The 19,934-nt window shown below is 57.6% G+C and carries 15 protein-coding genes and 1 riboswitch; of the genes, 11 read left to right on the forward strand and 4 right to left on the reverse strand.

Translation table 11 applies throughout. The features are described 5' to 3' along the window. Positions 1 to 42: 42 nt before the first annotated feature. Positions 43 to 1,425, reverse strand: a complete 1,383-nt coding sequence (locus EHN06_RS04280; RefSeq protein ID WP_127330472.1) for a TolC family outer membrane protein — start codon at positions 1,423 to 1,425, stop codon at positions 43 to 45. A 172-nt stretch (positions 1,426 to 1,597) separates the two neighbouring features. After that, a riboswitch (TPP riboswitch) is annotated at positions 1,598 to 1,709 on the forward strand. A gap of 121 nt (positions 1,710 to 1,830) precedes the next feature. On the opposite strand from EHN06_RS04280, the gene thiC reads away from it, so the two are divergent. The 7 genes from thiC to EHN06_RS04315 all read left to right on the forward strand — a co-directional run bounded on the left by thiC (position 1,831) and on the right by EHN06_RS04315 (position 11,963). Then, positions 1,831 to 3,708 carry a phosphomethylpyrimidine synthase ThiC gene (gene thiC, locus EHN06_RS04285; protein WP_127334342.1) on the forward strand — a complete coding sequence of 626 codons (1,878 nt, stop codon included), beginning with the start codon at positions 1,831 to 1,833 and terminating at the stop codon, positions 3,706 to 3,708. A gap of 413 nt (positions 3,709 to 4,121) precedes the next feature. Beyond that, a complete protein-coding gene (locus EHN06_RS04290) occupies positions 4,122 to 4,739 on the forward strand; it encodes an NUDIX domain-containing protein (RefSeq protein ID WP_127330474.1) in 618 nt (205 codons plus the stop codon). Further along, the gene (locus EHN06_RS04295) at positions 4,739 to 5,224 is read left to right on the forward strand and encodes a DUF1249 domain-containing protein (protein ID WP_127330476.1); all 486 of its coding nucleotides are present in this window, start codon (positions 4,739 to 4,741) and stop codon (positions 5,222 to 5,224) included. Before EHN06_RS04290 ends, EHN06_RS04295 begins: the two co-directional genes overlap by 1 nt. A 196-nt stretch (positions 5,225 to 5,420) precedes the next feature. Beyond that, positions 5,421 to 6,227, forward strand: a complete 807-nt coding sequence (gene cpdA, locus EHN06_RS04300; protein ID WP_127330478.1) for a 3',5'-cyclic-AMP phosphodiesterase — start codon at positions 5,421 to 5,423, stop codon at positions 6,225 to 6,227. A 112-nt stretch (positions 6,228 to 6,339) separates the two neighbouring features. Beyond that, positions 6,340 to 8,457 carry a type VI secretion system Vgr family protein gene (locus EHN06_RS04305; protein ID WP_127334343.1) on the forward strand — a complete coding sequence of 706 codons (2,118 nt, stop codon included), beginning with the start codon at positions 6,340 to 6,342 and terminating at the stop codon, positions 8,455 to 8,457. After that, a complete protein-coding gene (locus tag EHN06_RS04310) occupies positions 8,426 to 9,280 on the forward strand; it encodes a DUF4123 domain-containing protein (protein WP_164735583.1) in 855 nt (284 codons plus the stop codon). Before EHN06_RS04305 ends, EHN06_RS04310 begins: the two co-directional genes overlap by 32 nt. Next, positions 9,267 to 11,963, forward strand: a complete 2,697-nt coding sequence (locus EHN06_RS04315; protein ID WP_127330482.1) for a LysM peptidoglycan-binding domain-containing protein — start codon at positions 9,267 to 9,269, stop codon at positions 11,961 to 11,963. The genes EHN06_RS04310 and EHN06_RS04315 overlap by 14 nt, the downstream gene beginning before the upstream one ends. 14 nt (positions 11,964 to 11,977) lie before the next feature. Here EHN06_RS04315 and EHN06_RS04320 read toward each other — a convergent pair whose 3' ends face one another. Both EHN06_RS04320 and metE read right to left on the reverse strand, forming a co-directional pair. Next, positions 11,978 to 12,865 (reverse strand): formylglycine-generating enzyme family protein, encoded by an 888-nt coding sequence (locus EHN06_RS04320; RefSeq protein WP_127330484.1) that lies wholly within the window; start codon positions 12,863 to 12,865, stop codon positions 11,978 to 11,980. Between the two features lie 513 nt (positions 12,866 to 13,378). Continuing rightward, positions 13,379 to 15,652 (reverse strand): 5-methyltetrahydropteroyltriglutamate--homocysteine S-methyltransferase, encoded by a 2,274-nt coding sequence (gene metE, locus EHN06_RS04325; RefSeq protein ID WP_127330486.1) that lies wholly within the window; start codon positions 15,650 to 15,652, stop codon positions 13,379 to 13,381. A gap of 136 nt (positions 15,653 to 15,788) precedes the next feature. Here metE and EHN06_RS04330 point away from each other — a divergent pair, with 136 nt between their 5' ends. From EHN06_RS04330 to EHN06_RS04340, 3 genes are all read left to right on the forward strand, one after another. Further along, on the forward strand, positions 15,789 to 16,679 hold the full coding sequence (locus EHN06_RS04330; protein ID WP_127330488.1) for a LysR family transcriptional regulator: 891 nt from the start codon (positions 15,789 to 15,791) through the stop codon (positions 16,677 to 16,679). Positions 16,680 to 16,724: 45 nt separating this feature from the next. Beyond that, complete coding sequence (gene gcvH, locus EHN06_RS04335) at positions 16,725 to 17,117, forward strand: glycine cleavage system protein GcvH (RefSeq protein WP_127330490.1); 393 nt, start codon at positions 16,725 to 16,727, stop codon at positions 17,115 to 17,117. A gap of 210 nt (positions 17,118 to 17,327) precedes the next feature. Further along, positions 17,328 to 18,524 carry a class I SAM-dependent rRNA methyltransferase gene (locus EHN06_RS04340; protein ID WP_127330492.1) on the forward strand — a complete coding sequence of 399 codons (1,197 nt, stop codon included), beginning with the start codon at positions 17,328 to 17,330 and terminating at the stop codon, positions 18,522 to 18,524. Positions 18,525 to 18,570: 46 nt separating this feature from the next. Here EHN06_RS04340 and EHN06_RS04345 read toward each other — a convergent pair whose 3' ends face one another. Continuing rightward, positions 18,571 to 19,227, reverse strand: coding sequence for an HAD family hydrolase (locus EHN06_RS04345; protein WP_127330494.1), 657 nt, complete (start codon positions 19,225 to 19,227; stop codon positions 18,571 to 18,573). A gap of 175 nt (positions 19,228 to 19,402) precedes the next feature. Between EHN06_RS04345 and EHN06_RS04350 the strand changes: the two genes are divergently transcribed. Further along, entirely contained in the window at positions 19,403 to 19,933 is a 531-nt protein-coding gene (locus EHN06_RS04350; RefSeq protein ID WP_127330496.1) for an RNA pyrophosphohydrolase, read from the forward strand. Position 19,934: the final 1 nt, after the last annotated feature.

Raw genomic sequence — 19,934 nt, forward strand, 5'->3', positions numbered from 1 at the left:
CCCCTCCGACGCCGGGCGCCGAAGGGGAGGCAGGACGTTGACTTATTCAGTCGGGTCCTCAATGGTTTTCTCTTCGTTGGCCAGCGCTTCAATGCCTGGAGCCGATGCGCTCAACCAATTGTTCAGGTCGATCAGGTCCTGAGGACTCAGGGTGCCGGCGGCCTGCTTCAGGCTGAGGGTATTGATCACATAGTCATAACGGGAGTCGGCGTAATCCCGCAGTGCCACATAGTACGCACGCTCGGCGTCCAACACCTCAACGATATTACGTGTGCCGACCTCATAGCCGGCGCGGGTTGCATCCAGTGCGCTGCGACGGGAGATGATGGTCTGCTCCAGGGCCGACGCTGTTTCAATATTAGTATTCACGGTGCGGAACAGGCTGCGGGTGTTGACCCGAACGTCACGGCGGGTGGTTTCCAGGCTTTGCTCGGCTACCGTCACCAGTGAACGCTGTTGACGAACCCCGGCCTGGGTGCCGCCGCCCATGTAAAGCGGTACGTTCAGAGTCACACCGATTACCGCCTCGGTTGTCGTGCCGTCTGAGCGCTGCTGCACCGGCGTTGCACCATTATCGAGGCCATTAATGTCACTCTGTCCGTAAGATGCGTTGAGGTCCAGGGTCGGGTAATGGCCAGCCTTGGACACTTTCAGGTTCGCTTCGCTGGTGTTCAGTTGGTACATCGCGGATTGAATCGACCAGTTTTGCTCCAGCGCGGTCATTTCCCACTGGGTCGGATCCATTGGCTCGGGGCGGCCCAGTGGGAAATTTTGCCGCAGGTTGTCCAGCTCTTCCGTGTACTCACCGGTCAGACGCGCCAGTTGTTCGCGGGCTATATCCAGATTGCTTTCTGCTGCGATCCGCTGGCTTTTGCTGTCATCGTAGCTGGCCCGGGCCTCATACACTTCTGTGATCGCAATCAGGCCGACATCGAAACGCTCCTGGGCCTGTTCATACTGGCGCTGGATTGCCGCTTCCGTGGCGCGGGCGGTGGTCAGGGTGTCGGCAGCCCGCAGCACGTTGAAATAGGCGGTCGCGACATCCAGAATCAGCTGCTGTTGCGCCAGATTGTAATCTGCACGGGCAGCCTCGCTCTGGAACTTGCTGGCATCATACCCATACCAGGCATCTGCGCGGAACAGGGGTTGTGTCAGCTGCACGCCATAGGCCAGCGTCGTGTAGTCCACATCCTGCCCGGAATTGTCGGTATCCGTATAATTGGCTTCGCCGAAGGCGTTGATCTGGGGTAGCAGGTTCGCCCGGCTCACATCAGTGCCGGCTTCCTGGGCCTCGAAGCTGGCACGGGCGGCAGCGATTCCGGAGTCGTAGGAAAGCGCTTTCTCGTAGGTTTCGATCAGATCCATGGCAAAGGCGGGGTGTGCCGCAAGCAAGCCAATCATTCCTGAAAGCAATCGTTTCTTCATTGTATCTCCTGGTACGTAAGCACGTCTGCTCCACTCCGGAGCGCTTATGTTGCATTCTGATGGATACTTTCGGGCAACAGCGAACACGTCTGGCTGGCCATTATGGACAATAATTGCCCGTATCTCTACACTTGCAGACGGCACTCATTTAGAGTGTCACTCAATACGAATTCGCGTCTTGACGGGGTGCTGGCCTGGATGAAATCAGGCTGGCTGAGATTGCAACGCAGAACCCGCGACCTGATCCGGATAATACCGGCGTAGGAATTGAGACAACATTGCTGTAAGCCACGTGGAACCCCCTGAAATGACATCCTTCAGCGGGGCCCTGACAGGGAAAACACAGTGCCTGCGGCTCCGTCATACGCGACCCGATATTCCCCAAAACTGTTCCGGGAGCGCATGATGACAGACTTACCTTCCTACCTGAGTGATTCAGCCAAAGTCGATTCGGCCGCAATCAAACCGTTACCATGCTCACGAAAGATCTACGTGCAGGGTAGCCGGCCGGACCTGCGGGTGCCTATGCGGGAAATTACTGTGCAGGACACGCCGACCGAAATGGGGGGAGAAAAAAACCCGCCGGTCATGGTGTACGACACCTCCGGCCCTTACACCGATCCCGAAGCCACCATTGATCTGCGCAAAGGTCTGCAGCCGATCCGCGCCGCCTGGATAGAAGAGCGTGGCGATGTCGAGCAGTTGGACGGCTACACGTCGGAGTTCACCCGCCGGCGGATGAAAGACCCCCAGCTTGACCCGCTTCGTTTCATGGATGAGCGCAAACCTCTGAGAGCCAAGTCCGGTAAGAATGTCAGCCAGATGCACTACGCCCGCCAGGGCATTATCACCCCGGAAATGGAGTACATCGCCATCCGGGAAAACCTGAAGTTGCAGGAAGCAAAGGAGAATGGGCTGCTAGAGGACCAGCATCCCGGCCAGTCTTTCGGAGCGTCGCTGCCGGCGGAAATCACGCCGGAATTCGTGCGTGACGAAGTTGCCCGCGGTCGGGCCATTATCCCCGCCAACATCAACCACCCGGAAACCGAGCCGATGATTATTGGCCGCAACTTCCTGGTGAAAATCAACGGCAATATCGGTAATTCCGCTGTCAGTTCCTCCATCGAGGAAGAAGTCGAGAAACTTACCTGGGGCATCCGCTGGGGCGCGGATACCATCATGGATCTGTCCACCGGCAAGAACATCCACGAAACCCGTGAATGGATCATCCGCAACTCCCCGGTACCCATCGGCACGGTGCCGATCTATCAGGCGCTGGAAAAAGTCGGCGGTGTGGCTGAAGACCTGACCTGGGAAATCTTCCGGGATACACTGATCGAACAGGCCGAGCAGGGCGTGGATTACTTCACCATCCATGCCGGTGTACGCCTGCACCACGTGCCGATGACCGCAAAACGCACCACCGGCATCGTGTCGCGCGGTGGCTCCATCATGGCGAAATGGTGCCTGGCTCATCACAAGGAAAGCTTCCTGTACGAGCATTTCGAAGACATCTGCGAAATCATGAAAGCCTACGACGTGTCCTTCAGCCTCGGCGATGGCCTACGCCCCGGCTCGATTGCCGACGCCAACGACGAAGCGCAGTTCGGCGAACTGGAAACCCTGGGCGAACTCACCAAAATTGCCTGGAAGCATGACGTCCAGTGCATGATCGAAGGCCCCGGCCACGTGCCCATGCAGTTGGTCAAAGAGAACATGGACAAGCAGCTGGAATGCTGTGACGAGGCGCCGTTCTACACCCTCGGCCCGCTGATCACCGACATCGCCCCGGGCTATGACCACATCACCTCCGGCATCGGTGCCGCGATGATCGGCTGGTACGGCTGTGCCATGCTTTGCTACGTCACCCCGAAAGAGCACCTGGGCCTGCCCAACAAGGACGACGTCAAAACCGGTATCATCACCTACAAGATCGCCGCCCACGCCGCCGACCTTGCGAAAGGCCATCCCGGTGCCCAGATCCGCGACAACGCTCTGTCCAAGGCCCGTTTCGAGTTCCGCTGGGAAGACCAGTTCAACCTCGGCCTCGATCCGGACACCGCTCGTGCCTACCATGACGAAACCCTGCCCAAGGAGTCCGCCAAGGTGGCTCACTTCTGCTCCATGTGCGGGCCCAAGTTTTGTTCCATGCAGATTTCCCAGGAAGTTCGGGAGTACGCGAAGGAGCACGGCCTTGACGAGGTGTCTGCAGTGGACGCCGGGATGCAGGAGAAGTCCCGGGAGTTTGTGGAGTCCGGGAGTAAGCTCTATGACAAGATCTGAGCTCGGAGTTTGTGATCCGCTAGCCTGATCGCTTAGTGGTGGGAGCCGGGGTGGCAGGGCTGTTCAGGAGACGCCTCAAGACGTCCCTGTGCGGCTTGGGCTCCGCCATCCCTGGCTCCGCACACTCCTGAACAGCCCTGCCACCCCGGCTCGGGCAAACTACGGGGCAGGCATTGGGGCCCTTCTCCCAAAACTGTGCGGAGCCATGGATGGCGGAGCCCAAGCGCCACATGGATGTGCTTGAGCGTGTTTTGGGAGAAGGGCCCCAATGCCTGTCTTGCACCCAAAGTTGATGTTTCAGAAGACAATTCCCAATGCGGCCAACCCCCGCAATCCTCAGGCCGGAGCCAGAGCTTGCAGTTGCCCCCGTGTACCGGCTATCGTTCAAAGTTGATTCAGCAACCGGGTGAACGATGACCAAACCGTTTCAGTTCAAAGCCAGCGACGTCAACGTCGAAAAGCGCGAAACCGTCTTCCAGGGCTTCTTCCGTATGGACAAGCTGTGGCTGACCCACCCGCGTTTTGATGGTCGCGACATGCCCGTATTCACCCGCGAACTGTTTATCCGTGGTGACGCCACCTGCGTGCTTCCCTACGACCCCGAGCGAGACGAAGTGGTATTGCTGGAGCAGTTTCGTCTCGGTGCCATGGGGCGTGACCAGTCGCCATGGCTGCTGGAACTGGTTGCCGGCATGAACGAAGATGGTGAAACACCGGAAGAGGTTGCGCAGAGGGAAGGGCAGGAAGAAGCTGGTCTGACCTTCAGCAAGCTGGATAAAATCTGTGATTATCTGGTATCGCCCGGCGGCAGCACGGAACTCATACACCTGTATTGTGGCCGTATCAGCACGGAATCCGCCGGCGGCCTGTTTGGCATGGAACACGAACACGAAGACATCCGTGCCCACGTATTCAGCTCAGAGGAAGCAATTGCCATGATCCAGGACGGCCGTATCAACAACGCAGCTGCGATCATTGCGTTGCAATGGCTTCAGCTCAACCATGCCCGATTAAGGGAAGGGTGGGTTTGATGAGTGAGTGGGCCATGAAACCCAAGCGCTATGTGCCGAATCTCAGGCAATTTGGGGCGCTGTGCGATGGTAATTATCTGCGTCTGAACCAACTGCGGAAGCTGGAGTCGGCTGGCAAGCCCGTGTCCGAGTTTGAGTTGCATCGGGAAGAGCAGTACCTCGGACGTGTTCGTATCAAGGTGCTGCAGACCGCGAGGTTTACCGAAACCCTGCTGCTGGAGCAGATCCACAACGCCGGCCGTTGGCTCAATAATCCCCAACTGACGGTGCGTGTGTATCACGATGCAGCCATGGCGGAAGTCATCAGTTGTTACCGGGATCGTCAGATTGCGCCGGTCAACGATTACCCCAACCGCTTCATGCACCACCCGGACGAAAAGGTTCAGGTGAACAGTTTTCTGGCCGACTGGCTGGACTACTGCCTGCGTTTCGGGCACCTGCCCATGGAACATTCCCTATGGTCGGCTGGTGAGGGAGTGGACTGAGGGCGCCCTTTCAGGGTGTACTAAGGTGTGATGGTGGAGTCCAAAGGCTGTGTCATAGTTGTCAAATGATGCAATATGTCCTGTAACGATAGGCATAATGTGATCATGGTTTAGTTCAGAGGTGAGAAAACGGATTACCCTCACCGTATAGCCGGTCTAAAGCCTAGCGTCTTGACCCGATACGAAACAGAGCGCCATGACCAGAAAGGACAAACCCCGGGCCCTCCGGGTACTGCAGATCACCGATCCCCATCTCCTGGCCGATCCCGCTGGCGGGTTGCTCGGCGTGAACACCCGGGACAGCCTTGATGCCGTTATTGATAAGGTCGTCAGGGACCACGGTCAGCCGGACCTTGTGCTGGCCACAGGGGATATTGCGCAGGATGGATCGGAAGAGGCTTACCGGGTGTTTGGCGAGAAGTTGAGTGCCTTTCCCTGTGCTTCGGCGTGGATTGCGGGCAACCATGATGATTCGGATGTCCTGGCACAGGTTGCCGGTGAGCATCAGGCGAATCGCCGTCATATTGTCCAGGGTGGGTGGCAATTCATTCTGCTGGACTCGTCGGTTCACGGGCAGGTGTATGGTGAGCTGGCAGAGTCTGAGCTCGAATTTCTGGCGTCAACGCTGGCGCAGAACCCGGACTTGCCAGCCCTGGTTGCCTTGCACCACCATCCGGTGGATATTGGATCGGATTGGATGGAGGGTATAGGCCTTCGCAACCGGGATGCGTTCTGGCAAATCGTTGAATGTTTCCCTCAGGTAAAAATTGTTTTGTGGGGGCATATCCATCAGGAGCATGACCTGGAGCGGCGCGGGGTAAGGTTGCTGGCTACGCCTTCCACCTGTATTCAGTTTACTTCGGGTTCCCCCACGTTTGCCGTGGAAGCATTGCCACCGGGATACCGCTGGTTCGAACTCGAAACGTCCGGACAGTTCCAGACGGAAGTGCAGCGGGCAACTGACTTTGAGTTTGAGCTGGACGTCAACAGTACCGGTTATTGATCACAGTTTGGTTGTGCCGACTGTTAAGTACCGACGGAATCTGTATATAATCGGCACCGCTCAGGATGAGCGATTGATGGAACCAACACCACACTCTTCAGGGACCGAAGACATGCCCCAGGCAAGCGGACTGCAGTTCACCGCCACCATTGGCGGATTTTCCTCTGATCATTTCTCCGTGGTCGGCTTTACGCTGACCGAAGCCCTGTCCGATCTGTGTCACGGCAAGCTCGAGCTGGCCAGCACCGACCCGTCGGTGGCGGCAATGGATGTGTTGGAGCAGGCCGTGGATCTGGTGATCTGGCAGGACGGCGCGCCCCTGCGGCGCTTCACCGGCGTGGTCAACGAATTCGCCCGCGGCGATACCGGCCACCGCCGCACCCGTTACGAAGTCATCGTCCAGCCCCCGCTGTGGCGCCTGGGCCTGATGCACAACAGCCGCATCTTCCAGACCCGGACCACCGACGCCATCGTGCGCACCCTGCTGGAAGAGCGGGGCATCGTCGATACCGTGTTCGATCTCAAGCGACACCCGGAAGAGCGGGAATACTGCGTCCAGCACCGGGAAAGCGACCTGGGGTTTGTGGCGCGGCTGGCGGCTGAGGAAGGCTGGCACTACCGTTACCATCACGGCTCTGTGGACGGCGAGGAGCAGCCGGCCCTGATCATCGCCGATCATCACGGCGACGCCCCGAAACTGGACCCGGTGACCTACAACGGCAAGGCCGGCGGCAGCACCCGAACGCCCTGCGTGTTCCGCTTCGCCCACCAGGAACGGGTCCGCGCCAGCGCCGTGGCGCTGAAGGATTATACCTTCCAGAATCCCGCCTACGCGCTGATGCACGAACAGCAGGCGGGCAGCCCCAACCACCGGGAAGACTACCAGCACTACGACTACCCCGGCCGCTTCAAGGCCGACGCCAGCGGCCAGCCCTTCACCGAGGCCCGGCTGGACGCCCTGCGACACGACGCCAGCACCGCCCGTGGCAAGAGCAACCGCGCCGACTTCACCGCCGGCGCCAGGATCACCCTCACCGACCACGACAGCGACACCCTCAACCGGGAATGGCTGCTGACCGCCATCACCCACACCGGCAAACAGCCCCAGGCGCTGGAAGAAGAGGGCGGGGCCGAACCCACCAGCTACAGCAACAGCTTCGACGCCATCCCCGCCGACCGCACCTGGCGCTCGCAAATCAAACACCGCCCAAGAATGGACGGCCCGCAGATGGCGATGGTCACCGGCCCGGAGGGGGAAGAGATTCACTGCGACGAACACGGCCGGGTGAAAGTCAGATTCCCGTGGGATCGCTATTCAAAGAACGACGAGCACAGCAGCGCCTGGCTCCGGGTCAGCCAGGGCTGGGCCGGCGGCCAGTACGGCTTCATGGCCATCCCAAGAATCGGCCACGAAGTGATTGTCTCCTTCCTGGACGGCGACCCGGACCAGCCGATCATCACCGGCCGCACCTACCACGCCACCAACACCCCGCCGTACGCGCTGCCGGAACACAAGACCCGCACCACCCTGAAGACCCAGACCCACAAGGGCGAGGGCAGCAACGAACTGAGGTTCGAGGACGAAGCCGACAAAGAACAGATTTACGTCCACGCCCAGAAAGACCTGGACCTGCTGACCGAGAACAACCGCACCGAGGTCATCCGCAACGACAGCCACCTCACCGTCGACAACCACCGCAAGGCCCACATCAAGGGCAATGACCACGTCACGGTGGATGGTGAGAAGCGCGAATCCATGGGCGGCGACGCCAGCCTAACCGTCAACGGCAGCCATCACAGCAAGCAGGGAAAAAATCAGCTCATCGAAGCTGGCAGCGAGATCCACCACAAGGCCGGAATGAAAATCGTGATCGAAGCCGGTGCGGAAGTGACTCTCAAGGCCGGTGGCAGTTTTGTGAAGGTGGATCCGAGTGGTGTGACCGTGTCCGGGCCCATGGTGAAAATGAATTCTGGGGGTGGGCCGGGGAGTGGGACGGCAGCGGCCCCTATGCAGCCGGAAGCCCCGCAGAGCATCAACCCGGAAGTTGAGGGTGGAGGAGGGGCTGCCATGGCCGAAACCGGACAGCGTGCCAACGCCGACAAAGTTAGCCCGATACCTGTAACCGATTACACCTCCGTGCTGGAAGAGTCCGCCAACCGTGGCGCTTCCGTGATTTCCGACTGTGAGTACGATGAGAATGGACGCTGCAAAGTACATCGACACGCTTGACCGGCTCAAGGTATCGAAGGCAGAGCCCGCTCAGGTTGAATATGCGATCATCGACCTGGCTCTGGATAGTGATTTTCTACGGTACCTCTACGAGGCAGCCAGCCAGAGTAATATCCAGTGGCGGAGCCTGCTGGAGAATACCCGCTGGCAGTCAGGCTGGCAGGCGGGCCCCATACTTATCGGGTTCTCTGAACACCCCAACTTCTTGGACAGCCTTAAAGTCAGGCTCAACGCATCGCCGCTGGGAATTCTGCTGGAAGCCGGAGAGTCCTTCGATCAGGTATTTGGATGGGCACATTCGCTGCTGCTTGCGATGGCCGATTCGGATGAATACCTGTTCCGGTTTTATGATCCCCGATCCCTTGGCCCGCTTCTGGCAACGTTGGGGGAGAAGCGCAAATCCCTGGTAAGCCCCGGAACCATCGTGTACTGGTCTCATCATGGTGTCTGGCAATCCTGGCCACGGGAGCAGCATGAGGCTGCGACAATCGAGCCTGTACGGTTATCCCGGGCGGAGCTTGCCGACCTGCCGGGCTATCGTATGGCGGACAGGGCCATTAGTTACGCCGCTATCTATCGGGACCATCTCCCGGAAGTGAGCGATCACCGTGTGTGGGTGCTGGAGCAGTTGCAGGAAGCCGCTGGTCTGGGGTTCCAATCTGCCTCTCAGCAGGAGAGGTGGCTGCGCCTGGGGATTCGCAATCAGGCGCCCTTGCTATCAAGGCCCGAGCACAGGGAAATCATGAACGCGCCGGACTTGGCACCGGCGGATCGTTTGAATGCTATGGAAAGCTTAATGGAGTCTCCGAATGCCACAGCATAAGGTTCTGGCAGGCGAAACCCTGTCCGGTATTGCCGCCCAATACCAGGTATCACTGGATGCTATGCAGGCGGAAAATCCGATCATCAAGGACGTGAATGACATTGAGGCGGGGTGGACCCTGTCAGTACCAGAGAGTTCCGCAAGCAAGAACGACATGCCAGCCGCCCAGTCCGCCAATGACGATACCACGGATGACGTCGAAATCTCGGATTGTGCATTGGAGTGTGTTGCGCTGGTTCAGGTCACTGGCGAAGACGATGCAGTCTATGCACTGACAGAGACTCAGTTCAGGCATCTGAATGATGAAATCGAGATACTGAACGCGCCGATGGCTGAACTGAAAAAAGCCGAAGAAGGAAACGAATCGGATATTCCCGCTGCTCGGGAAAAAACCTGGAAGAAGCTCCGGGAACTGGGCGCCCTCCCCAGACCGGAACACAGTACCACTGCTGAAGAACTGCTTAAGGAATATGAGGTTCGCTGGCAGCGTGAGCAGGCGCGGCTGGAGCACCAGCGTCGTCGCAAAAAACGGATTGAGTACGAAATCGATCAGATTCGCCGTCAGATTCTTTTTCCCGCCAGTCAGCGCAACCTGACCGAGCCGAAAGACCGACTTTCGGTAAAGGTGTTTGTGACGTTTTGCGGCGAGTTGGAGACCACCCTTACCGTGGTGGAAGACAGGATTTCTGCTCACGAAGAAGCTACAGTCGAACGACGGGAAGAGCTCACCCGCATGGAGCGCCGACTTAAGCTCCTTCGAGCGGCTCTGGAAGCCGAAGTTCGTTATCGAGTGGCGAAGAATTCCGGTGACACAACGGCTGCTGAGGTGAAACAACTCAGTTACGAAGCAAACGAATTAAAACAATCCACGCTGTGGCCAAACTATATTGCCGAAAAGGATGTTAATGACCTGGTGCGAAAGCAGCAAAGGCTTAATGAGCTGGGCGACGAGCGGATTCCATACCGGGACTGTCTTGAAAGGTACATGGAGGAGGTCAGCAATACCGTCACGCTGATAGCGCTGATAGCTGTCATGCACCGGGCGCGAACGGAAAAGCACCGACAGCGCCAGGAAGAGCGCCGTGCCCTGATGGTTGACATAGAAAAGACACTGACCCGACTGGTCAACACCAGTTCCTCCGCACCTGTGGAGCAGGTCGCCAGGCCTCAGATAGCTTCAATGAGAGCCCATCCCCTTGTGGAGGTCAAACACACAGGTACTGGTGGTTACCGATACATGCGTCGAGAGGTCGGTGATCAGCTGCGCCGCAATTGGAAGCCCCTGAAAACCGCTGATGTGCGTGCCGCAATGGCAGGCAAAGAGTTCAAACGTGCCTGGGGCGAGGCCAGGGAATCGCTGAAAGCTAATACCACTTTGAAGCTCAAGCTGAAGGAGTGGAAGAGCAAGGAAGATAACTTCTTCAACCAGTTGGAGGTGGAACTGCTCAAGAAGGAAGCCGCCACAGCGGATGGCCGTTTTGCGGCCAGTGCTGAAGCTCAGATGTTCCGCTTTGCCGCCCAGTGTGGCCTGGAAGCTGCCTACGATCCGAAGAGGCAGGAAGCCTATATCGGCGGCCAGATGCAAGGTGCCTACAGCCTGTTACAAGGGGAGGCGACCCTCAAAGCCAAGCTGCCAGACGGTAAGGGCTCACGCCTGATCCTCCGCTATGAAAACCACGAAGGAGTAGAGCAGAAGGTGCACTGTGGATATTTCCGGACTGATGCAGAGTACTGTATTCGCGGGTTTGCCGGCGCTTGCGCCTCCCTGGCCGCGCGGGCCAGGGTCTCCAGCGCCCCGGGCGAAGTGGGTATTTCCGGTGAAACCAACGGCGAAGCCTTTGCTGGTGCCAGTGTGAGCAATGAGGCCTCCTTCGGGGTTAAATGGAAGGCGGCATATCAAGAGGTTGAGGGTGGCCAGTCCTCCAAAGTCAGTGAGGCCCAAAGTGAAGCGGACTCGGATTATCTGTCACTGTTAGATGTTAAACTCGAAATCGCGATCTCTGCTGGAATAGGTGCGGGTTTTGATTACAAGCTTTTCTTGTCGGGCGGCAAGTTATACATGGCATTGAAAGGGAGCTTGGTTGTAGGCGCTGGTGGAGGTGGCGGCATCGCTGCGGAATTGAACGGTGAGCAGATATGGGAACTGGTGAAGTTTATTCGGTGGTCATTGGAAAAGAGTGATTTCCGGTTTCTGGATTGGATTGAGGAAAGTGCGTTTGAACGCGTAACTTTTCTGCTCAAGGCATTTGTGTTTACCAAAGCCGATTTCACGGATTTTGTCGATCAAGGAATCGAAAAAATTGAGAGCTTTTGGGAAGGCCTGAATAAGGCAGACACAAGAGTAAGAGTTGCTGGGAATAGTATTATCGCAAGCCCTGATGTTCACAAACTTTTACCGGGTGCCAAGGCAGAGGTACTTGAAATTCTTATGAGAGACAGCTCCGCGACGTTAAGTTTTGAAGACCCATACAGGGGGCTGGCGGATGAAGCAGCAATAAAGGTACTGGAAACGGTCAAGAGTGATCGTGAATTTATTGAGATACTCAAACGGATAGGAAATGACGGAAAAAAGGGAGGGTTTCAGGACCTGAAGAACAACTATTCGAAACTGATAATCCAGCGATTATTCAGATCCGCTCAGGCGCAGCGAACGGAAGCGTGGTTATCTAATCTATACGCCTGAGTTGATACACGTGATTAACTTGCTCTTTCGCTAAAGGTGCATCGAAAGCCGCGGGTTTCAGACGCTAGAGGTTGGGATCCCTTCCTGCGGGTAACCGTTGTATTTCCGCCGAAATCCTGGAAATTGCCACCACGAAGGACGCGGTAGGGATCTCCATCAAAGATATCCTTCTGTCCTTCCTCGGGGCCACTTGGATTGCTCACCGGAGATTCCTGATAGTAATCTTTGGAATAATTGTCGCTGACCCACTCCCCCACGTTCCCTGACATGTCGTAGAGTCCCAATGGATTTGGAGGAAAGGAACCTGGCTTCACTGGAAGCATCTCATCGTAGGGGCGACCGTCCCGTGCATGGGGGGTTGGCCCGGCAGCCATAGTCTCGTCCGGAATGGCCTTGCCATTGCGGGTTGCATATCGAAGCATCTGGCCACCGGCGCGAGCGGCGTATTCCCACTGCGCTTCCGTGGGTAGCGTGACGTTCTTGCCGGTTTGTTCGCCCAGCCACTGGCAAAAAGTATTGGCATCTGTCCAGGAAGCTACTGCTGGTAGCTCGCCGGCAAAGCGCTCTGGATTCTCATCAATCATTTCTTCATAGCGCTTGTCGGATGGCTCATAGCCTGTCTGCGCCATGAACAACTCAAAGTCCTTCTGAGTCACTTCGTATTTCTGGATGTGAAAGTCATCCAGAACTACCTGGTGAGGCGGCCAGCTGTCCCGGCTACCATCCCAGCCCCCAGGGTTACCCATCATGAATTCGCCCCCTTCCACAAACACCATGGTCTCCATCTGACGCTCCGCCATGTCTTCGGCCTTGGCATCATAATAAAAGCTGCATCCGGGCAGGGTGGAAAAACTCAGGATCAGGGCTGGGAGTAACCGGTACGAGGGTGTCAAATCGAGCATGAATGCGGCGTCCTTTCCGTCATTTGTCGTGGAGTGGGCAATTCTACCCGACTTGAGGTGACCACTCCATGCAGGATTGCCCGCAAACTTCACAGTTTCAAGAGGAACCGGGTATAATTCCCGCCTCCCGAAAACAGGTCGTTATCGGGTACGGAAGCAACCATCAAAGGAACTGATACGAAAACCTTCAACACCCTGCGGGTGATATTGACGCTCGTGGGCCTCGGCATGCTGGCCGGTGCCTTTTTCACATTCCAGAGCACGTCAACCTTTCTTGAAACCGCAACAGCCAGCCCGGGGTTGTGACTGATCTGATTCGCTCGCGGTCCAGTGATTCCAATGCCTATTATCCCATTGTCCGATTGGAGTATGAGCCGGGTAGTCCGATGGAATTTCGGTCTTCAAGCGGCAGCAATCCTCCGGGTTACAGCCGTGGCGAGGAAGTTCGTGTGCTCTTTACTCCGGGTGAATGAACGATGTCGGAGAGAGGCCAGAGGGCCTCTCTCCGCAAAATCAGCTTCCCCGCAATTCCCGGGCAGCATCCACCATTCCCTGCAGCGCCGGGATGACTTCCTCCCAGCTCCGCGTTTTCAGGCCGCAGTCCGGGTTCACCCAGAGCCTTTCAGCGGGTATCCGTTCCGCCGCTTTCTGCATGAGAGACACCATCTGCTGTTTTGCCGGAATGTTCGGCGAATGGATGTCGTACACGCCGGGGCCGATGTCGTTCGGGTACTGGAAGCCCTTGAAGGCGTCGAGCAATTCCATGTCCGAGCGTGATGTTTCGATGGTGATTACATCTGCGTCCATACGGGCGATGGCTTCGATGATGTCGTTGAACTCCGAATAGCACATGTGGGTGTGAATCTGGGTTTCGTCGCTGACACCGTTGGCGCTGATGCGGAAGGACTCCACGGCCCAGTCCAGGTAACCCTGCCAGTCCGACTGGCGCAATGGCAGGCCTTCCCGCAGGGCGGCTTCGTCGATCTGGATAATTCGTACGCCGGACTCTTCCAGGTCCAGGACCTCCTCTCGAATCGCCAGGGCCAGTTGCAGGCAGGTGTCTTTCCTGGGCTGGTCATCCCTCACGAAAGACCAGTTGAGAATGGTTACCGGACCGGTGAGCATGCCTTTCAGTGGTTTGTCGGTCAGTGACTGGGCATAGCGTATCCAGTCCACCGTCATCGCCTGCGGGCGCTGGATGTCACCAAAGAGGATCGGTGGTTTCACACAACGGGAGCCATAGGACTGAACCCAGCCGAACTTGCTGAATACATAGCCCTCCAGTTGCTCACCGAAGTATTCCACCATATCGTTGCGCTCGGCTTCGCCGTGTACCAGCACATCCAGTCCCAACGTTTCCTGTTCCTGTACGCAGCGGGCAATCTCGTTACGAATGCGGGCGGTGTACTCCCGTTCGCTGAGGTCGCCCTTGCGGTACTGGAGCCGGGTCTGGCGGATTTCCCGGGTCTGTGGGAACGAACCGATCGTAGTAGTCGGGAAGGCCGGCAGGTCAAGGTGTTGCTTCTGGCGTTCCAGGCGTTGGGCGTATGGGCTTTTGCGCTGGCCCAGCTCTGGTGTAATCGCGGCAACAGCCCGGGTGACATCGGGGTTGTGTACGCGGGTGGAGTTCCTGCGGCTGGCAATGGCCAGGGCATTCTGTGCCAGTGGCTCAACGGCGGCCGCACGCCCATGGTTCAGGGCGTTGGCCAGGGTCTGCAGCTCATCAAGCTTTTGTACGGCAAACGCCAGCCAGGAGTGAACCTCCGGATCCATGGCCGTTTCCGACGACAGGTCCACGGGGACGTGGAGCAGTGAGCAGGAAGGTGCCAGCCAGAGCCGTTCACCAAGGCGCTCGTGTATCGGTTCCAGCCAGTTCAGCGTGGCCTCAAGGTCGGTTTTCCAGACGTTGCGACCGTTGATCACTCCGAGGGACAGTATCTTATGGGCGGGCAGCCAGTCGGTCACCTGGCTCACTTCGCCTGCGGCGCTGATAGCATCCAGGTGCAACCCGGCGACCGGCAATTCACAGGCCAGTTGCAGGTTTTCTCTCAGCTCGCCGAAGTAGGTGGTCAGCAGCAGTTTGACCGGGCAGGCTTTCAGCTGGTGATAAGCCAGGTTGAAGGCGTGCCGCCAGTCGCCGTCGAGTTCGGTGACCAGGGCGGGCTCGTCGATTTGAACCCAGTCCACCCCCTGTTCTGCCAGCAGGTTGAGCAGTTCCGCGTATACCGGCAGCAGATCGTCCAGCAGGGTCAGCCGGTCGCTGTCGTCCTTGCCTTTGCCCAGCCAGAGATAAGTCACGGGGCCGATGATCACGGGTTTGGCATTCACGTCCTGGGCCCGGGCTTCCGCCAGTTGCGCCAGCAGGCGTTCGGGGTTGAGCTGGAACCGGGTGCTACGGTCGAATTCCGGCACGATGTAGTGGTAGTTGGTGTCGAACCACTTGGTCATTTCGCCGGCATGGATGGCGCAGCACGCGGTATCGTTGGCGGAGCGGCCCCGGGCGACCCGGAAATAGCGGTCCAGCTCGCTGCCGCTGGTATCCCGGGCACGGGCAGGCAAGTGGCCAAGGGTGAAGCTCATGTCCAGCACCTGGTCGTAATAGGAGAAGTCGCCAACGGGGGCGAATGTCAGTGACGATTGCTGCTGCCAGTGCCGACGGCGCAGATCGGCCGCGGTAATGTTCAGTTCGTCAACAGTGAGTTCGCCTTTCCAGAAGGCTTCCTGGGCGAACTTGAGTTCTCGTCGCGCGCCTATCCGGGGAAAGCCCAGATTGTGTGTCGTAATCATGGTGTTGTCCTTGCGTGTGTCCATGGGGTTTCGGGAAGAAGCACCAAGGTTACGCCTCTGGTATGATGAAAAATAATGGTATTATTTCAACAATCCATGAATTTAATTCACATAAATGGCGAGGTGGCGACGAGCCATGATTGAGCGGAACCATCTGGAAATTCTCAGGGAGGTGGAGCGCCAGGGCTCGCTGACGGCAGCGGCTGAATCGTTGCATCTGACCCAGTCGGCGTTGAGTCACGCAGTCAAGAAGCTGGAGTCCCAACTGGGCACACCAGTCTGGGAGCGGGAGGGGCGTCAGCTGAGGTTGACCCAGGCAGGTCAGTACTTACTGTCGCTGGCAACGCGTCTATTGCCACAGTTCGAGCACGCGGAAATGCTGATCGGGCAGTTTGCGAAGGGGCAGCGCGGCACCCTGCGCATCGGTATGGAATGCCATCCCTGCTATCAATGGCTGTTGAAAGTGGTGGGGCCTTACCTGGAGCAATGGCCGACGGTGGACGTGGATGTGAAGCAGCGTTTTCAGTTCGGGGGTATAGGCGCGCTTTTCGGGCACGAGATTGATCTGCTGGTCACCCCGGACCCGCTGCATCGCCCCGGCCTGGTATTTGAGCCGGTTTTTGATTATGAACAGGTGCTTGTGGTTTCGGCTGACCATCCGCTTGCTTCGAAAGCCTGGGCTGATCCGTCGGATCTGGCGGATGAGACCCTGATTACCTACCCTGTGGAGGTGGAGCGTTTGGATATCTACACCCATTTCCTGCTACCGGCTCACGCCAGTCCGGCCAGGCACAAGACCATCGAAACCACGGATATCATGTTACAGATGGTGGCAGCGGGTCGGGGGGTAGCGGCCCTGCCGCGCTGGCTGGTGGATGAGTACGGGGAGAAAATGCCCCTGGCACCGGTCCGGTTGGGGAAGCAGGGGATCCAGAAGCAGATCTTTTTAGGCCTTCGTGACCGTGATCGTGAAGTAGATTACCTGAATTCGTTCATGAACATGGCCCGAGGGGTTCGCTGGCATTAGCGTCTTCGGTTAAACTGCGCGAAAAAATCAACAGGGAATCCGATCATGAGTGATATACCCGCAGATCTGAAATATATCGAAACCCATCAGTGGGTGCGTGTGTCCGACGACGGCACGGCCACCGTGGGCATTACCGATTTTGCCCAGGAGCAATTGGGGGATGTGGTTTACATCGGCGTGCCTGAACTGGGTATTACCGTGAATGGCGGTGAAGAGGCCGGTGTGGCGGAGTCCGTCAAGTCGGCGTCGGATGTGTTCAGTCCGGTGACCGGTGAGGTGATCGAGGTGAATGAGAGCCTGGAGGACGAGCCGGAGAAGGTGAATGAGGATCCTTACGGGGATGGCTGGCTGTTCAAGGTTCGTCTGGAAGACCAGGGCGAGCTGGATGGGCTGATGGATGCGGTCGCCTATGCGGAGCATGTGGCTGCCGAAGAGTAATCTCTGACGTTTGGTGGAAGAGCGAGCGGGCAGGGCTACCCAAAACACCCTGTGGATACGTCCCTGTACGCTTGGCTCCGCCATCCCTGGCTCCGCACAGTTTTGGGTAGCCCTGCCCGCTCGCTCCCCAAACTCCGGTGATCGGTATCATTCTTGCCGCCCGCGTCATGTATAATCCTTCCCCTTTTTGTTATCCATCAGGAAGCCGTTATGAATTTCCCTGTCCTATACCTACGCAAAGGCGCTGAGCGCAGGCTTAAAGCCGGTCACCTGTGGGTTTACAGCAACGAAGTGGATACCCGTCGGACGCCGCTAACGGACTTCGAGGCCGGGACACAGGCGGAGTTGCGGGCGGCCAATGACAAGCCGATGGGGACGGTGTTTGTGAATCCCCATGCACTGATTTGCGGTCGTCTGATCAGTCGGAATGCCAACCATGGCATGACGCCACAGCGTCTGACCCAACGTATGGAGGCCGCCCTGGCGTTGCGTGAGCGGCTGTTTGATAAGCCCTTTTACCGCTGGGTGTTCGGGGACAGTGACGGGCTTTCGGGGCTGGTGATCGATCGTTTTGACGATACCGTGGTGGTGCAGATTTCCACCGCCGGTATGGAGTTGATGAAAGAGGCGATTGTTCGCGCGGTACAGCGTCTGGCGCATCCTTCTGCGATTATCCTGAAAAACGATGGCAAAATGCGCAAAGTGGAAGGACTGGATACCTACGTCGAGCAGGCCCACGGTGCGGAAGCCAGTCTGCTGAAGGTGGAAGAGAACGGTGTGCGTTTTGAGGTGCCGTTGGAAGGTGGTCAGAAAACCGGCTGGTTCTACGATCACCGTATGAATCGTCAGCGTCTGCAGGCTTATGCGCCCGGTAAGCGGGTGCTGGATGTGTTCAGTTATGTGGGTGGCTGGGGGATTCAGGCAGCCTGTGCCGGGGCCAGTCAGGTGACTTGTGTGGACAGTTCTTCGTCGGCGATTGATTCGGTTCACCATAACGCAAAACTGAACGGCCTGGACAATGTGGAAACCGTTGAGGGGGATGCGTTTGAGGCCCTGAAGGCGCTGGCGGATGAGAAAGAAAAGTACGACATTGTCGTGCTGGACCCGCCGGCGTTGATTCCCCGTCGCCGTGACCAGAAAGCGGGTGAGCAGGCTTACGCGCGGCTGAATCAGTTGGGGCTGCGGCTGCTGGAGCGGGACGGTTTGCTGATTTCCGCATCCTGTTCGATGCATCTATCCCAGGAAAAGCTGACGGACATTATTCGTGGCAGCGGCCGCAAGATCGATCGGTTTGTCCAGCTGCTGGAGCAGGGCCACCAGGCGCCGGATCATCCGGTGATTCCGGGTATTCCGGAGACGGATTACATCAAATCCTGCTTTGTGCGGTCGTTGACTGGGTTTTTCTAGCCCTCCAATTTGGGAGAAGCCCACCAGCGGGTGCAGAGTTTGGCAGCTAGTCTCTGAGAGACATCACTTTCCAGCCACTTTCCTTTGCCAGCTTTTCCAGTGTCGGATCCGGGTCAACGGCCACCGGGTTGTCGACTTTTCTCAATAATGGCGCATCGTTGTGGGAATCGCTGTAGAACCAGGCACCATCCAGAGTCTCGCTGTTCGAGGCCAGCCAGTCGTCAAGTCGGGTCACCTTGCCGTCCTGAAAGCTGGGAATACCGGCCACTTTGCCCGTGTAGCGACCATTGACCAGTTCCGGATCGGTGGCGATCAAGTGCTCAATGCCCAGAACCTCGGCAATCGGCTCGGTCACAAACCGGTTGGTGGCGGTGATGATCATCAGGGTATGGCCCTGGTTCCGGTGCTTTTCCAGTAACTGAAAGGCTTTATCCTGCAGCATGGGCCGTACTTTTTTGTCCATGAAGCGTTCGCGCCAGGCCAGCAAGTCCTCCATGGCATGTTTAGCCAGCGGCTGCAGCGCAAAGCCCAGGTAATGCAGGATGTCCAGTTCTCCATTCAGATACTCCTGATAGAAGCGATCGTTGGCCTTGCGGTATTCCTCGGCATCAACAATGCCTTCCTCCACCAGAAACTCGCCCCAGGCATGGTCGCTGTCCCCGGCGAGCAGGGTGTTATCAAGGTCAAAGATCGCAAGCGTCAAGGGTGTTACCTCCGGTTATGGCAGGGATTGCGGGAAAAGGTGACAGTCTACCACGACATGTAGGTAACGGCTTCGTTTGCCGAACCCTTGGGATTCTGTAAGAATGATAGCAACTTGGACAATTCCGACCGGTGAATTTTTGTACTGGTCCACCGACTTATATGAGGACTGTGCCGTGATCGACTCAGACGGTTTCAGACCCAACGTCGGAATCATTCTGGCCAACCACAGGGGCGAGGTTCTCTGGGCTAGGCGAATAGGGCAGGACTCCTGGCAGTTCCCGCAGGGTGGTATCAAGCACAACGAATCGCCGGAAGATGCGTTGTATCGGGAATTGGGGGAAGAAATAGGCTTGAGTGCGGCGGATGTCGAAATCATCAGCTGTACCCGGGGCTGGCTGAGGTATCGCCTCCCGCGGCGGATGGTGCGACATAACTCGCATCCCGTGTGTGTGGGACAAAAACAGAAATGGTTCCTGCTGAGGATGTTATCGCCGGACGCGCAAGTGCGTGTAGACCGCACGGATTCGCCGGAATTCGACGGCTGGCAGTGGGTGAGCTACTGGTACCCCTTGGGGCAAGTGGTCTCATTCAAGCGTGAAGTGTATAGACGTGCGTTGAGGGAGCTCGCACCGCGACTGTTCTACAACATGGAACAGTGGTATCGGAGCGAGCAGAATCAGCGCTTAAAGGACCAACAGAAATGAC

Source organism: Marinobacter sp. NP-4(2019) (assembly GCF_003994855.1).
Taxonomy (GTDB): Bacteria; Pseudomonadota; Gammaproteobacteria; order Pseudomonadales; family Oleiphilaceae; genus Marinobacter.